General features: G+C 36.7%; 9 protein-coding genes and 1 pseudogene. 4 read left to right on the top strand and 6 right to left on the bottom strand.

The features are described from left to right. Positions 1-306 precede the first annotated feature (306 nt). Positions 307-2,781: a tetratricopeptide repeat protein gene (locus BC008_RS10790; RefSeq protein ID WP_027844565.1), complete on the top strand. Its 2,475-nt coding sequence runs from the start codon at positions 307-309 to the stop codon at positions 2,779-2,781. A 119-nt stretch (positions 2,782-2,900) separates the two neighbouring features. Here the strand turns inward: BC008_RS10790 and BC008_RS10785 are convergent, their stop codons facing one another. After that, positions 2,901-3,989 (bottom strand): Rieske 2Fe-2S domain-containing protein, encoded by a 1,089-nt coding sequence (locus tag BC008_RS10785; RefSeq protein WP_027844564.1) that lies wholly within the window; start codon positions 3,987-3,989, stop codon positions 2,901-2,903. 262 nt (positions 3,990-4,251) lie between these two features. Here BC008_RS10785 and BC008_RS10780 point away from each other — a divergent pair, with 262 nt between their 5' ends. Continuing rightward, a complete protein-coding gene (locus BC008_RS10780) occupies positions 4,252-5,190 on the top strand; it encodes a GUN4 domain-containing protein (RefSeq protein WP_058183524.1) in 939 nt (312 codons plus the stop codon). A gap of 85 nt (positions 5,191-5,275) precedes the next feature. On the opposite strand, the gene BC008_RS10775 is transcribed toward BC008_RS10780, so the two are convergent. The 3 genes from BC008_RS10775 to BC008_RS10765 form a co-directional block, all read right to left on the bottom strand. Then, a complete protein-coding gene (locus tag BC008_RS10775) occupies positions 5,276-6,199 on the bottom strand; it encodes a helix-turn-helix domain-containing protein (RefSeq protein WP_027844563.1) in 924 nt (307 codons plus the stop codon). A 101-nt stretch (positions 6,200-6,300) separates the two neighbouring features. Continuing rightward, entirely contained in the window at positions 6,301-9,096 is a 2,796-nt protein-coding gene (locus tag BC008_RS51245) for an AAA family ATPase (protein WP_027844562.1), read from the bottom strand. Positions 9,097-9,254: 158 nt separating this feature from the next. Then, complete coding sequence (locus tag BC008_RS10765; protein ID WP_058183523.1) at positions 9,255-10,430, bottom strand: ATP-binding protein; 1,176 nt, start codon at positions 10,428-10,430, stop codon at positions 9,255-9,257. Positions 10,431-10,722: 292 nt separating this feature from the next. On the opposite strand from BC008_RS10765, the gene BC008_RS10760 reads away from it, so the two are divergent. Together BC008_RS10760 and BC008_RS10755 are read left to right on the top strand one after the other, a co-directional pair. Next, the gene (locus tag BC008_RS10760; RefSeq protein WP_407657049.1) at positions 10,723-11,103 is read left to right on the top strand and encodes a hypothetical protein; all 381 of its coding nucleotides are present in this window, start codon (positions 10,723-10,725) and stop codon (positions 11,101-11,103) included. Positions 11,104-11,351: 248 nt separating this feature from the next. Then, the gene (locus BC008_RS10755; RefSeq protein ID WP_153009565.1) at positions 11,352-14,351 is read left to right on the top strand and encodes a M16 family metallopeptidase; all 3,000 of its coding nucleotides are present in this window, start codon (positions 11,352-11,354) and stop codon (positions 14,349-14,351) included. Positions 14,352-14,397: 46 nt separating this feature from the next. Here BC008_RS10755 and BC008_RS10750 read toward each other — a convergent pair whose 3' ends face one another. Further along, positions 14,398-14,841, bottom strand: a complete 444-nt coding sequence (locus tag BC008_RS10750) for a leishmanolysin-related zinc metalloendopeptidase (protein ID WP_058183521.1) — start codon at positions 14,839-14,841, stop codon at positions 14,398-14,400. A gap of 80 nt (positions 14,842-14,921) precedes the next feature. Then, a pseudogene (psbA, locus tag BC008_RS10745) lies at positions 14,922-15,959 on the bottom strand (photosystem II q(b) protein); the annotation flags it as partial. Positions 15,960-15,973 lie beyond the last annotated feature (14 nt).

Raw genomic sequence — 15,973 nt, 5'->3', positions numbered from 1 at the left:
AGACTGTTTTCTTGCATCTGAATATATTCCTTGGGTCTGATAATGTATTAACCATCACCTTTTTGTATTTATTCAGCAAGCCCTACCTAGTCTGATTTATCAGACTTTTACTATGAGCCTGGGAATTTATTTCTAGGCAGATTATTGGACTAATTGAGAATTGTGCAAATTATCAGATTTACAGAATCTTATCGGAATCTTATCTGAAAAAAGCGGTCAAGCAAATGTAGACTAGATGAGGCTTCTTCCTCACATTAGAAAAACTGCAAGCTAAAAAACAAAAAAAACTACTCTCGTTACTAGCCAATGGAAACGGAAGCATTATTAGCATGGTTAGATACCATCATTCCCATTCAGACTGGGGAACGCTTAAATGAATTGGAACGAGTAATTCTCGAACAAGTTTGTTTGGGACGAAAGTATTTAGAAATTGCTGATACCTATGGCTGTACCGAAGGACATGCTAAGGATACTGGCTCTCAGCTATGGAAGTTACTTTCTAAAGTCTTGCGAGAAAAAATCACGAAAAGGAATTGTCGAAGAGTTTTAGAGAAGTGTTTTAGGAAGGCTTATACTATATCAGGTTTATCAGATTATGCAAAATATTCTAGAAGTCTTAGATATTCCAAACATTCACAAATATCTCAGAGTCCTATCCAGTCGAAAGAAACAGAAGATGTAAATTTAGATTTAAATGTAGATAAAAATACAAGTAAAGCTAAAAATAAAAATACCAATATAAATTTAAATTTTATCGGACGCTCAGAAGAAATCCATCGTCTCAATAGTTTGGTTACTGAAGAAAATAAAGTAATTGTTATTCAAGGTGAAGGGGGTTTAGGTAAAACGACTTTAGCCCAACAGTATTTGCAAACCCAGGAGTTCGATCTAGTTTTGGAACTCCTAATGGCTAAGGAAACACAAAATATAACTCCCGCCCAACAGGTTGTGGAAGAATGGTTAAAACAGGATTTTCAAGAAGAACCAGGAATTGAATTTGGTGTCACCCTGGGAAGATTAAAGCGTCAACTTAATAACCGGCGAATTGGGATCTTAATTGATAATTTAGAACCAGCGCTCGACGATCGTGGTAGATTTATCGATCGCCATCGCAATTATGTAGAACTGTTAAGGATTTTAGCCGATGCAAGGGTGGAATCTGTGACTATCATCACTAGTCGCGATCGCCTGTGCGAACCAGAACTAAACGTGAAACACTATCGGCTTCCTGGTTTAGATATTAACGCATGGGAGAAGTTTTTCGAGTGCCGAAAAATAGAGATTGACTTGCAGACTTTATCTACGATGCATCGGGTTTATGGTGGTAATGCTAAAGCAATGGGTATTCTCTGCGGTGCGATCGGGGAAGATTTTGATGGTGATATGGCTGCATATTGGAAAGCAAATAATGCAGATCCTTTAGCAGTAACAGATTTAAAAAATTTAGCTGTCAGTCAAATTAACCGACTGAAAGTTTTAGATATTCGAGCATATCATTTGCTTTGCCGTTTGGGATGTTATCGCTACCAAGATGTACCTGCAATTCCGACGGAAGGATTATTATGTTTGCTCTGGGATGTACCATTAACAGAACACCATCAAATTATTGCTTCTTTGAAAAATCGTTCTTTGATTGAGTGTCATAAAGGTGAATATTGGTTGCATCCAGTAATTAGAGCGGAAGTTATTTCTCGTTTGCGCTCCAGTAAAGATTGGCAAAATGCTAACATTCAAGCTGCAAATTTTTGGACAGCGAGCGTACCAGAGATACAAAATATTAAGGATGCATTGCAAGCTTTGGAAGCTTATTATCATTACATAGACATTAATGCATTTGAATTAGCCGGTAAAGTTATTCTTAAAAGTAGAGATAACCAATGGGGTCAGTTTTTACCATTGGGAAGTACTTTATATCGTATGGGTTTAATTCAACCCGTAATGGCAGCAATTGACCGAATAATTCATAACTTAAATTCGGATCGTATTGTTAGCGAATTATATAATATTTTAGGAGACTTATTTTGGATAAATGGCAAAATCAATGCTGCGATTGAATGTCAGGAGAAAACAATTAATCTGGCTACAAGAGCATTAGAAAATCTAGTTCCTAAAGAAGATAGTAAACATGCTTTTTATTATTTTCGCATGTTAGAAGTTGATTCCCTACTGAGTATTGGCTTATATAAAATAGATTTATGGGAATTGGAAGCAGCAGCTAGTTTATTTGAGCGAGTTATTTATTTAGTACAAAATACAGATCATCATCCTTGGGCGGAAAAAGCTTCGATTTGTTTAGCCTTAGTTAGTTCTAATTTAGGATTATATGAAAAAGCTAAAGTATTAGCTGATGAAGCTTATCAAAATATTACGACAGAAGTAAATATAAAAAATAATGGTAGGATTTCTTATTTTCTACAAATACTTGGTCAAACTTATGTGAATTTAAAAGATTTTACTAAGGCGAATGAGATGTTTTCTCAAGCATTGAGTTTTGCAGAGAAAAGTCATTACACCCAAGTAAAGGCAAAAACTATTAATGGTCTAGCACAAATCTATCGTCAGCGAGGAGAGTTTGAGTTAGCTCTGATAAATCATTTTGAAGCAATCGAGTTATTAGAAAATATTGATGCAAAATGCGATATCGCAGAGTTTTACTTTCAATTAGGATTAACTTACCAGGAGATAGAAGAATCTGTTGAAAGTAAGATATATTTTGACAAAGCAATTCAATTATTTACTGAGATAGAGGCTCCCCAACAAGTTAAACGTGTTGTCAGTTAACAGTTAACAGTTATCAGTCATCAGTTAACAGTTAACAGTTATCAGTTATCAGTTAACAGTTATCAGCAACTTCTTACTCATTACTCCTTACTCATTACTCATTACTCATTACTCATTACTCATTCATACTTCCAGTTTTTCAGATAATTAATTGCTAATTCCGCAGGTGTATCGTTTTTAAGCGAAATCTTTTTATTGAAAGTTGGGTAAATATTATTTACTATAGATACATCTTCACCAATTACCTTGTCACGAAATTGATTTCCCAATTGAGGTAACCTAAGAAGTTTGTGCCACCAGGTATATTCAAAGTTAAAATAAGCATCTAAAGAAAATCTAGTTTTTGTTGGTGATTCCGGATAGAGATAACCAACTGCGACAAAAAGTTGTCCTTGAGCTATTTCATTGGTAAGAACAACTAAGCTTGGTAAAAATGTATTGAAACATTGAATCATGACATCATTTACCAATGCACTCATCTTATTATTTTTTGCATATTTATCATTTCGTTTATTTAAAAAAAGTTGCCAAGATATTTGATTATCTTTCTGGATCAGGTTATCAATTTTGATATCTTTTGTCAGCATGCTGTCCCGATGAATACCCGCGAAATGCTCCCCATCATGTGCATTCCATATAAATCGGAGGATATTATTATTTACTGATTCAGTAAAAGAATAAATATGATTGAGCTTACTTACATATAACTGGGAATGATATTTAGGTAAAAAAGGAATATCAGTATAGTCTGGAATTGGTATTTTTGGTTGAATTGGTTCAGAGACTAATTCCCCTCTCCTTTCTTCCCAATGAAGACCATAAGTCCACACCAAACCGTCGATAACTTTTAACGGTAAGACTGATTGGATCGGTTTGCGGGAAATATTTCCTTCGATAATTGCTTTCCCATCTCCGAAAAATTGAACTTTATTCCCGTGGTAAGGACAAGCTAAACAACTTTTTCCTTGAAAATCTACGATATAACCTCCATTAGCTAAATTAGATCCAGCATGGGGACAAATATTATCTAAAGCATTTAAATTACCTTCTTTATCTTTCCAAATTACGTAGTCATGACCCAGAAGAGTAATTAATTGGGGTTTATTAACTGCAAAACTTTCATATCTTCCCAAACACCAAGGAGCACCTTCATACATTTGGAGAGTTTCTATTTGAGTGTTTATTTGTGTTTTGTTTTCAACTTTCATTATTGCTGTTATTTATTTTTGTGCTGCTATAACGATAAGTATGAAAGTTTTTCTGGATGTCTGGCTTGTAAATTCTGAGTATTTTTGGATATTCTTATTATTTAACTATCGTCTTGTGTAAATTAACTTGATTTAAATCTTCAAAATCTTATTGGATAGGATGAAGGATTTTTGCAAAATCACTATATTTCATTTAGTTTTTTTGAGAAATCTGAGATTAGCAACTTGTATGCAGAAATATGGTTAACTTGCAGGGCAAAATATGCTTTTATCTAGTCAACAGCGTCAAAAACTACAAAATGCTTTAATTGATGCTTTCCCTGAAAAGATATTAATAGAGGAAATGCTATCTTTTCACTTAAATAAAAATTTGGACGCAATTGCTTCTGGAACTAATTTAAGAGAAGTTGTTTTTAAGCTAATAAAAAAAGCAGAATCCCAGAATTGGGTTGAAAACTTAATTTACGGCGCAATAAGGGAAAACCCTGGTAACCAGAAGTTAAAATGTGTAGCAAGAGCACTAAATCTTAATCTCTCTTCAAATTTTAATAGTGAACCTCAAAGTAAATTTTTAGAAGGAGAAGTAACTGATTCTGCATTATCAAAAATCCCTGTGACTGGTGATAAAGCATCCGAAGTAGGAGCAGACTATACTAAATTACGTCATTTACTTGAAAATAAAGAATTTGGAAAAGCCGATTTAGAAACATTAAGAATTATTCTTTGGATTACTAATAAACAAGAAGGAGAATACTTGAACGAAAAAGATATTGAAAATTTTCCCAAATTAGATTTGCATACAATTGACCGACTTTGGCTGGTAAGTAGCTATGAAAAGTTTGGGTTTAGTATTCAAAAACAAATTTGGATTGACAATGGTGGTAAACCAGGAGTTTTTGATAAGGAAACCTTTGAGCGTTTTGTAGAGAAGGTGGAATGGGGGAAGAAGGATAAAGTTACACCTGACCAAAGGGCGAGAAAGGGACACCTACCTTTAGGATTATATGTTGCATGTGGTGGTTCTAATTTTATGAAATTGTGGGCATCAATAAGTCGATACGAACCACAACTTCTACAAAAAATGTATCATAAAAAACCGGGGGCAGAACCGACTTCAAATAAAACTCGTAGACGGAAACTACAGAAACCAAAACCTCTACCAATAGATCTTTATCTCTCTCTTCTGTTCTCACATTCATAGATCTTTCAAGCCTACCGCATAATTCATATTATGATTCAGCAAAGCTCAAATTATATTATTAGTAAAACTTTTATTCTTGAAATTATTATTTACGAAACTCTTGTAAAAAGACTTTTGGTGTAACACCCACTAAACGCTTAAAATAACGATAAAGATGACTTTGATCTACAAAACCTACTTGAATAGCAACCTCAGCAATGGATAATTTTCCCTGTTTTAGTAAATCTTTCGCTCTTGCAATGCGACAGCGAATAACATATTGATGGGGTGTAATTCCTGTAGTTTCTTTAAAAAGTCGCGAAAAATAAGTAGGACTCATTTGCACACAACTTGCTAATTCTTTTAAACTTAAATCGCCATCGAAATGAGCATAAATATAGTTAATAACTCGTTTCAATTTATATTTAGGTAACTTTCCTGTTATACATTCAGAAAAACTTCGGCGATCGCCCGAATAATTCTCTAATAAATGAAGGATAAGTGCATTAATCAAAGTCTCAGCATAAAGACGACTACCATTACCATTTTTAGTTAAAGCAGATTGAAGTGATAATCCAATTTGATGGACGAGTGGATCGGGAGTCGCAAACTGCGGTAAAAGTTCAATCCGGTCTGGATCTACAACTTCGTAGATAGTCTGAGCAAAAACCCTAGGCTCGATCGCAATCTTAACCGCACTAATTGGCTTATCCCACACCACTTGATGACTCATATTTGCTGGAACAATGACAAAATTCCCTCGGACATCCTCCTCTTGTACTAAACGTCCATCCATTTTTCTTTCTATTTCAGTGGATGAGAACGCTTCAGTAAAAATTCCTATGCAGTGTTGTTGGAAGGATATCTTGGATATTTCCCCAGGAGGATCTACATCGTAAACTATATCCAAATTATCCCAGCCCACAGACATACTAGAGATAAGAGGCGATCGCTTAAAAACACGTTTGTAGATATTTTCTTTATCTGTAATAAAATTTACTGATGAATCTTGCGATGAGTTATTCTTCATACTCAATTAAAATCTTAAAATTTTACAAGACACAGTTCATTAATTACGGGTAGAAAAATGGAATATACATTGTTTCAACGAAAGACCTCAAGTAAATAATTTTAAGCAGATTTCAAAAGCCACAGACGAAAGAGTTCCACAATAATTTGCCAGCTATCATCTTTTTGTGCAACTACATCATGGCGTTTGAGGGTTTTAAGTGCTTTCTGTAAATCTGATTCAATTATATCTGTAGCTGTAACTAAATTCTCAATACTTAATCCTTGTGGTTGGAAAGCAAGGGCTTTGAGTATTTTTTGTTGCTGGGAGACACCTCGTGCTGCTTGACCCCAAACACCGTCAAAATAATAACGTCCTTGGCGAAAGAAATTAGAATCATTGATGACTGTTTCTACATCTTCTGGGGTAAAGTTAGGATTGCGAGAGCGTCCTTGTTCAAAAACATAGTTATTATAACGACGGACTAACTGAAATCCGATTAACTGTACTAAATATGGTTGTCCGGATGTGAGATGATAAATCTTATCTAAGGCTTGTGGAGTATAGTCCAGGGGAAAATCTGGGTCTGGGTTAGCGAGAATTTGACGAGTTGCAGCACGACTCATAAAACCTACCCGAATTGGAATTACGCTCGCAAAGAAAGGTTGGAAATAATCTGCAGTCATTTCTTCCAAGGTATGTAAACCAGCGAATGCAAACGCAATTTGAGAATTCATCTGTACCAAACCCCTGAGAAATCCCATAAAATCTGCTGGAATTTTACCCGCATCAATTAGTTCTTCAATTTTTTCAAATTCATCTAGGGCGATAATTAAACCTTTTTTACCTCCCATAGATGTACTATTAGAACCGTCGTAAGTCTCTACATTTAATTTCTCTACAACCTGCTGCAAATATCTTCTAAAGGTAGGTAAAGGAAAATTGAATAAATCATCATTTCCTGGAGGGGGTATTTGCACAACTTGAGAAATTCCATCACAAATCGCCATTAACACTTCTACAATACCCTGGGGAGCATTTCCCACCTCTAACATATTGACATAAGCAACTTTAACTCCAGAACCAAGACAATTAGTTGCATTACGCAAGATTGAGGTTTTCCCCATGCGTCTGTGACCGTAAATGACTACGGACTGCAGTTGTTGACCCATCACCCACAGTTCTTCTAGTTGTCGGATAATATCCTCTCTTCCCATGAAGCGATCGCCTACTACCGGATCGCCCACAATGTAAGGATTACTTACAGGTTTAGTAATATTAACTTTACCAATATCACCGGTGAGATTGAGGAGTGATTCTTGCCAAGTTTGAGCAATACTAAGAATTAAGGCTTTTTCTGTCCTAGGTAAAGAGTTAGGATGGTCCAGTATATTTTTTAGTTCTCCCAATGCACGATTGAGTGCAAAAGCACGGGTTGCACGAGATACACTACGTTGTACTAATTGGATATCTTCAACCACACGATACAAACTTGCAATAGTTTCCCACGAATCGGAACGTAATAGAGGTTGGGATGGAAGAGGAAGTAATTCTATTTGGTTAATTTTATCGACTTCTTTTGCAGACTGAAAAACCTCTAAAATTTGAGCAAGAGTAAACATTTCTTCACCGTAGAGAAGAGAACGGGTATGTGCAAAAGCTTCTTGAGCAAGTTGGGGTTTTTGTACGTGTAAATACCAGAAACCAGCAGTTACTCTACTAGCAGGAGTATCTAAACGAATATCTGAAACTGGAGGGGGAAAAGATTTTTCATAATACTCAAGAGAAAATAACCAGAAACGTTTGGTCAAAGCAGACCTAATTAATTTAATAAAAGAAATAGAAGCGAAATTTATTATATTGCGATGATTAATAATTTCAGATAGACGAGAAACACGCCAGATAATTTGTTCTGATGGAGTATTCTTCAGCACCTGATTGACTGCTCGCGCAATAGGATAAAATTGCATTGTATATGCAAGTATTTCGTTGAGATTATGCAAACCTGTTTCCCAATCTTCTCTTAACCATTTTTGCAACTGCAAATTAAGACCAGGTAAAGGTAGGGGAGTTACACAGGGAATAAAACCATTCCGACTTTCAAACAAGCTTCGGTTAAAAATAAAGCCAATCAACCAATTATCTGGGCGAGGTATAAATAAAAACAAACTAGAAGCTAACCATAGCACCAATATCATGCCACATACTAGGAGTAACCCTATACCGACAGGTAAATCTGCTGAGAGAATTTTATCGAACGTTACTCCAAGTGCGACCCCTGTTCCCAAGCCTAGAATTACAACTGTTGTAATATCATATTCTTGCCAATCTTCCCTTATAAGCCATTTTCTGACTTTAGGTGATTTATAAGATATTAATTCAAGCGCTACTAAGAAAAACAATACGATGGACGGAACCACAAATATTCCAGATATCTGAGAAGGAGAAAAGTTAAGTTTGGAAAGATCTATAAGACTGAGGTAAACGGTAGTGGGATTGAGTAATAACAATACTAAAGCTTCTGCTACACTAACTGCTATGAGTAATGATGCAGCTTTAGCAAATTTCTTGGAGTTGATATACTGTAGAGCTATTCCTGGATATACAGTTATAGCAAAAAGTGCTTTTCCAGTAACTGTATCTACAAGCAAATTGATTGCAAGTACCAATAAAATACTTTGGATTAATAACTGTCGTTCAGTTGGATTGTCTGATATGAAATTCAACACACTTTTTCTATTTTGTTCCTGTTCAGAAACAGATCTACTTGCAAAAGTATCTACATACCACTGCAAAGCCCGAGGGAAGAATAATACCCAATATAAAATACGTAAATAATCTACTGGCTTCCATAAAGATAAAGGACGTTTAAGTTTTGGAGCCAAATCTAAACGTGGAACAGTATTTTGTTGCTTCATTGGTAGAATTAAGTAATGAGTAATGAGTAATGAGTAATGAGTAATGAGTAATAAGTAATGAGTAAAAATCAGAATCTAATTGCTATCATCAATTCCAGTAACTAATCGCCATATGGCTAACGCCACGCTACGCTAACACCGTAAGGTGCGGGCTCCCCCTAATCCCTAATCCCATCAACATAACGAGAATAAGTTTGATAACACAACCTCATTAATTCCCGAGGATGACCGCTACTTTCTTGTAATATTTGTTGAATTTCTGTCTCTGTGAACTTAATTTTCGTTATTGCGAGACGCGTTGCAATAAATTGACGTACAGTATTTTCGTTCCAAGGTGCAATTATTTCTTCCTGACAAACACCAGCTAAAGGTGATGTCTTACCTTCATCCTGACTATCGTTAAATAAATCGTTTAAAGATTCACTCGCAGCTAAAATTAAACGCAGAGGTGCAATACTTCCCTCAGCTAAACCACGTAGTTGATCGCGGACTTGACGGGTAAAACCTTCCCAGGTCATTTTCCCGACGTTATCTATAGCTAGGAGTATTCTGCGATCGCGGAGATTGCGAGTTAATGTATAGCCTTTGGCGCTGGGAATTCCAATCTCTTCACATAAAGCTGTATAAAATTCATTTTCATCATGAATCCAATTTAAATCTAAAAAAACTGACTCGCGGGATGAATGAAGAAAGTTACCGGCTTGTTGACAAATACTCCATAGGATAGATGACTTACCGATACCCTCTTCACCAATCAATGTGACACTACTACCGCTATTGAGAATTTCAAATATTTGCTTAATTTCTCGATCACGTCCGAAAAATAGTTGTGGGTCATCTACTCTACCAACCAAAGGAATAAAAGGATTAGCGAGAACATTAGGGCTTTTCTGCTCGAGCGCTACTTTTTTATTAGTTTCTTTCTCAGTAACTTTTTGATGGATAATGTCTGGACTAATAAACCCTTGATTTTTGGCTGCCGGATTTGTCGATCTAGAATCAATAGTAAGGCTCTTCCATTTCAAATACTTTTCTTTTAACCAAGCTTGAAAGAGTTTATCTTTAGCACTACTACCTTTGCGATCGTAATCTGGAAAGTGTTCTCGGTTCTCTTTAGGAGAAAAACGTTCGTTATATATTGTCCAGAGTTGTCTTCTGATAGTTTCTGGATCTGCTGGTAGGCGATCGTCTTCAAATGCTCGGTCTGCAACTTGTCTGTTGACTTTGACAGTTTCTTCGTCAGGAAATTTTGCAAGCATAATCGCCTGCTCCTTTTTACTTAAATCATATTCACGAAACACCTCCGAAATTAAAAATAGTTGCCAATTTTTCATGCTTGCGCCAAAGTTACCAAACTATTTAAAAAAACTAGCATTTATTTTCTTATTTGAACAGCAAGTATCACTAATATAAAAAACTTTTCCGCTATTTTTTGTGTCCGGAAAAATTTTTCCGTTATTTTTCAATTATCCGGAAAATATTATCTGGGACAGTCAACTTATTTGTTTGTATTATACAGATATCAAAGCAAACCAAGCATATTAATAGTAATTAGCTAAATACTATTAATAAAAATTGCTTTCCTCAGGCGATGTCAAAAATTAATTGTATATTCATAAGTTTAAAATGATGAAAAATATTTTTGTAAGTAGCTTATTATTAAGTCTAGTTTCCATTGTGACCCTTACAAATAACCAATTAGCTCAAGCGGAAATTATTTTGTTTGAAAACGAAGAAGATAAACAACAAGAATACAAAATTAAATACTGTCATCCTGTTACTCACGAGATTGTTAATGAAGATCCTGCGTATCACCCAAACGCTTATGTTGATGGGTATCGTCAAGGGAAAAGAAGTTTTCGTGGAGGGAAAGATTACAAACCTCGTACTGCTGGAGGTGAATTTGGTCGTGGTTTTGACGATGGTTATTTCGGTAGAGACTTTAAGGGTCAAAAAGTTACTGTACCCAATAAAGTTAGCCATTACACAACCATTAATTGTATATAACACTTCTTATTTACACCTTATGTGAATTAGAAGCTGAAATAACTAAATCTGTGAGAATAATCACAAACATGATTTAAGGCAGTTCTTGGAACTCTTGATATTACAAGGCTGAATTTAATTTACATTAGCCGTTATTTATAATGAAAGAAGTTTTGTCAATATACCCAAAAGCACGTTTTTCTTGTTACCTCGTTGGAATAATAAAAATCAATAAGTACTGAAATGTATCTAATTTCAAGGGTATAAAGATGAGCAAGCGCAGCAAAGTAAAATTAAATATTGTGGCTTTGCGTCAAGATTCTGAGTTAATTGATGTTATTAAAATGAAAAATAAAAATTCCCTTAAAATTAGAATAACGCCTGCAAGATTATCATTTTTCTCTACTATTATTGCTCGAACTTCAAGTACTTTTGCTGGAATATTATTTTTTCTTATCTCTATCTCTTTGATTGGTTTTGCCCAAAACAGTTATGCTCGGGATGTTACTCGAGGAGATATGGAAAGAAAAATCAAACTTCTTGGAGAAAAAACTGAATCCGTTTCAACAGATGTAAACGAGTCTGTAATTGCAAGAGGAATTAAGACCAATGCCCCAAAAGTACGTAAAACAATTTTAAAAAATGGTCTCACGGTACTAACCAAAGAAGTCAAAACTGCACCTGTAGTTACAGTACAGATCTGGTATGGTGTAGGTTCCTATGATGAAGCTGAAGGGGAAAACGGAATTGCTCACCTACTAGAACATATGCTGTTTGGAGGTACTAAGGAACGTCCAATTCAGTTTGGACATTTATTTAATGCCTTAGGTAGTGATATTAATGCTTTTACAACCTATAACACAACTGCCTACTATAACACCGTTGAACGAAATAAATTGCAAGCCCTGCTAACCTTAGAAGCTGATCGGATGCAGAATGCTTTAATTTCCCCAGAAAAACTGGAAGTTGAAAAACAGGTAGTAGTTTCTGAGATTCAAGGTAATGAGAACAGCCCAGAATATAGACTAAATCGGGCAGTGATGCAAGCGGCTTTTCCTAACTCTCCCTATGGTTTGACCGTTGTTGGTACTGAAAATGATATTGAAAATTTTACTGTCGAGCAGGTGGAAAGATTTTATCACAAATATTATAAACCTGATAACGCGACCCTAATCATTGTTGGTGATTTCGAGACAGAATCGACCCTCCAAGACATTAAAAAAATATTTGGGAAAATTCCTAAGGGAAATAGTTCAGTAGCAATAACCCAAAATTCAGGATCGCGTCCTATAACTACAAGTAATGTTAAATCCCCCATAATTCTCAAAGAACCAGGAAGTTTACCAATTCTACAAGCAGTCTACCCTTTACCTAACGCTAAACATCCAGATGTACCTGCGTTGCGATTACTGGATATTATCTTAGCTTTTGGGCGTACCGCAAGACTCTATAAACCATTGGTTAAATCCGGTATGGTGAGTGGAATTAGTGGAATACCAGCAAATATGAAATTTCAAAGTTGGTACACTTTAAGAGCTACAGCTATACGAGGACAAGAACTGACAAAAATAAACGAAACTATTCAGCAAACAATAGCTAAATTAATTACCAAGGGAGTGACCCAAGAAGAGCTAAAAAGGGCGAAGAAACTAGTTCGTGCTAATGTATTTTTAGGCAAACGTAATATTTCTAACCAAGCACAGCAGCTAGGTTATGACACCATCACAACAGGAAATTATAAGTTTACTGAAAGTTTGCTAAGGGATATTGAGAATGTTACTGCTTCTGACATTCAAAGGGTTGCTAAGATCTACCTCGACCCAAACAAAATGACATTGGGTTTTTTCGAACCCACACAGTTAGATCCAAAAGCAATTACCAACAATCAACCGATAGATACAACTCAAACCAGTTCTACAAACCAGCAGCTGAATCTTAACACTCCAGTGGATCCAGATTTAGTTGCGAAGTATTTACCTCCAATACCAAAACCAACTAAACAAGCGAAACAAAACTCACCGGAGAAAATAGTTTTATCCAACGGCTTGCAAGTTTTGCTTTTACCTGACTCCAGTACCCCAACGGTGTCACTAAGTGGTCACATAAATGCTGGTGATAAGTTTGATACTAGAGAAAAAGCAGGTCTTGCGGAATTGACTACAGTTAATATGATAAGTGGTACCAAGACAAAAAATACCTTGAACATTGATAAAATATTACAAGAAGGTTCAATTGGTTTAAGTTTTGCTTCGAATTTAGAAGGAGTGAGAATACGGGGTATCGGTTTGGCGGAAGAGTTACCCACGATGGTAGAAATCCTCGCAGATATAATAAAAAATCCCACCTTTCCAAAAAAGCAATTGGAAACTAGTCGTCAAAGACAGTTGGATCGGCTAAAAGCTGTAATGAACGATCCAATAGGTTTGGGAGAACGAGTATTCCAGCAGACTATTTACCCACCAAATCATCCATTCTCTAATTTAGCAACACCAGAAAGTATAAGTGGTATTCAACGCCAAGATTTGCTCAATTTTCATCAAACTCATTATCGTCCAGATGCAACCGTATTAACCTTTGTAGGCGATTTTGAACTGCAGCAGATCGAGCGTCTACTCCAAGAAAAGCTTGGAAACTGGAATGTTACTGGTAAATCGCCTAAATTAACTGTACCCGAGGTTCCCTTAGCACAGAAAATTACTCGCAAAAATTTAGATATGCTGGGAATAACTCAGTCAATTACTTACATGGGTTATATTGGCATTGATCGCAAAGATCCTCGTTTTTATGCAGCCCAAGTATTGAACAATATTCTGGGTGGTAACACTATAACCAGTCGTCTAGGTTCAGAAATTCGCAATCGTCAAGGATTAACTTATGGTATTCGCAGTTCACTAGAGGGTGGAAAATATGCAAAACCATTCATGATCGCAATGCAAACTAATCCCGAAAATGTTCGAAAAGCTATTGACTCCACCTTAAAAATACTTCAACAAGTTCGTGATCGAGGTGTAACCGAGAATGAAGTTCAAACAGCTAAGCAATTTCTAACCAGTCGCTACACTATCAATTTAGCAAATCCAGATTTTCTTTCAAATCAAATCCTATCTAACGAAGTTCTGGGGTTATCTCCAGCAGAATTAGAAGAGTACTCCGAAAAAATTGAAGCTGTGACTTTAACACAGGTCAATCAAGTTGCAAAAGAATTACTTCATCCAGATAAAGTAACTATTGTAACTGCAGGACCTCCCCGGAATCGCGCAAAGAATTAGATCAAAAGTTCAACTAAAACATTTGAGGAGCCGTAAATAAACAGGACTAGGTGAAAAAAGGATCTGCTGCGGCTAAGTTAACTTCATAACTAAGGTCTCCTAGAGAAGCTACGGTGAGGCTACTGAGAGGATTATTAACACCAGAATTAATAAATCCTGTCATCAACTCATTAGTCAATACCGATTCGCGCCAGTGTCCTTCGCGAGTTCCTTCTTCTCCCGTATCAGCAACAGGGACAGAGGACTCATTTAGCCCAAAAATACGATTATATTCAGCAGTAGCACGAGGACCAGTAAATCGCGGATCGTTAGTACCAGAACCAGTTACCAAATTTTTTTGTCTCCACAGAGTACCAATACCTAATACATGACCCATTTCATGTACGATTACATCTACAAGTTGTCCGCTTTGTTCTAGCTGCTCTAAATCTGCAGAGTCAAATTCCATGTTTCCTACTGCAGGTAAGCCAGAATCAGAGCAAAAAATCACCCCCCATTCCTGGAGAGTGATTTTCTACATTAAGTAATTAATTATGCTGTAATTATCTACTTAACTGACTATTCAATTTATTAACCGTTGATTGCGGGAGCGCTTACTGCTACAGGAGCTACCTCACCTGCAGCCAAGTCTAAGGGGAAGTTGTGAGCGTTGCGCTCGTGCATTACTTCCATACCCAAGTTGGCACGGTTGATGATGTCTGCCCAGGTGTTGATTACACGACCGCTAGAGTCGATTACAGACTGGTTGAAGTTGAAACCATTGAGGTTAAACGCCATGGTGCTGATACCTAAAGCGGTAAACCAGATTCCTACTACAGGCCATGCTGCTAAGAAGAAGTGTAAAGAACGGCTGTTGTTGAAGGACGCATATTGGAAGATTAAACGACCAAAGTAACCGTGTGCAGCTACGATGTTGTAGGTTTCTTCTTCTTGACCGAACTTGTAACCGTAGTTTTGAGATTCGGTTTCGGTTGTTTCACGAACCAAGGAGCTTGTTACCAAAGAACCGTGCATTGCACTGAACAAGGAACCACCGAATACTGCTGCTACACCCAACTGATGGAAAGGATGCATTAGGATGTTGTGCTCAGCTTGGAATACCAACATGAAGTTGAAGGTACCGCTGATACCCAAAGGCATACCATCAGAGAAGGAACCTTGTCCTAAGGGGTAGATCAAGAATACTGCGGTTGCTGCAGATACTGGTGCAGAGTATGCAACACAGATCCAAGGACGCATACCTAAGCGGTAAGAAAGTTCCCACTGACGACCTAAGTAAGAGAATACTCCGATCAAGAAGTGGAAGATTACCAACTGGTAAGGACCACCGTTGTACAACCACTCATCTAAGGAAGCTGCTTCCCAGATGGGGTAGAAGTGCAAACCGATAGCGTTAGAAGAAGGTACAACAGCACCAGAGATGATGTTGTTTCCGTAGATCAAGGAACCTGCGACTGGCTCGCGGATACCGTCGATGTCTACGGGGGGAGCTGCTACAAATGCGATGATGAAGCAGGTGGTTGCTGCCAATAATGTAGGAATCATCAATACGCCGAACCAGCCAATATAAAGGCGGTTGTCGGTGCTGGTGATCCACTGACAGAACCGTCAAACACAAAGTT

The sequence above is a fragment of the Mastigocoleus testarum BC008 genome (assembly GCF_001456025.1).
GTDB classification, from domain to species: Bacteria; Cyanobacteriota; Cyanobacteriia; order Cyanobacteriales; family Nostocaceae; genus Mastigocoleus; species Mastigocoleus testarum.
Note: the sequence above shows the minus strand (reverse complement) of the source record. Positions and strands in the feature narration are given on the sequence as shown.

Excerpts from the sequence above, each read along its gene's own strand:
- BC008_RS10775 (WP_027844563.1), bottom strand. The coding sequence starts at position 6,199 with ATGAAGAATAACTCATCGCAAGATTCATCAGTAAATTTTATTACAGAT.
- BC008_RS51245 (WP_027844562.1), bottom strand. The coding sequence starts at position 9,096 with ATGAAGCAACAAAATACTGTTCCACGTTTAGATTTGGCTCCAAAACTT.
- BC008_RS10755 (WP_153009565.1), top strand. The coding sequence starts at position 11,352 with ATGAGCAAGCGCAGCAAAGTAAAATTAAATATTGTGGCTTTGCGTCAA.
- BC008_RS10765 (WP_058183523.1), bottom strand. The coding sequence starts at position 10,430 with ATGAAAAATTGGCAACTATTTTTAATTTCGGAGGTGTTTCGTGAATAT.
- BC008_RS10780 (WP_058183524.1), top strand. The coding sequence starts at position 4,252 with ATGCTTTTATCTAGTCAACAGCGTCAAAAACTACAAAATGCTTTAATT.
- BC008_RS10760 (WP_407657049.1), top strand. The coding sequence starts at position 10,723 with ATGATGAAAAATATTTTTGTAAGTAGCTTATTATTAAGTCTAGTTTCC.
- BC008_RS10790 (WP_027844565.1), top strand. The coding sequence starts at position 307 with ATGGAAACGGAAGCATTATTAGCATGGTTAGATACCATCATTCCCATT.
- BC008_RS10785 (WP_027844564.1), bottom strand. The coding sequence starts at position 3,989 with ATGAAAGTTGAAAACAAAACACAAATAAACACTCAAATAGAAACTCTC.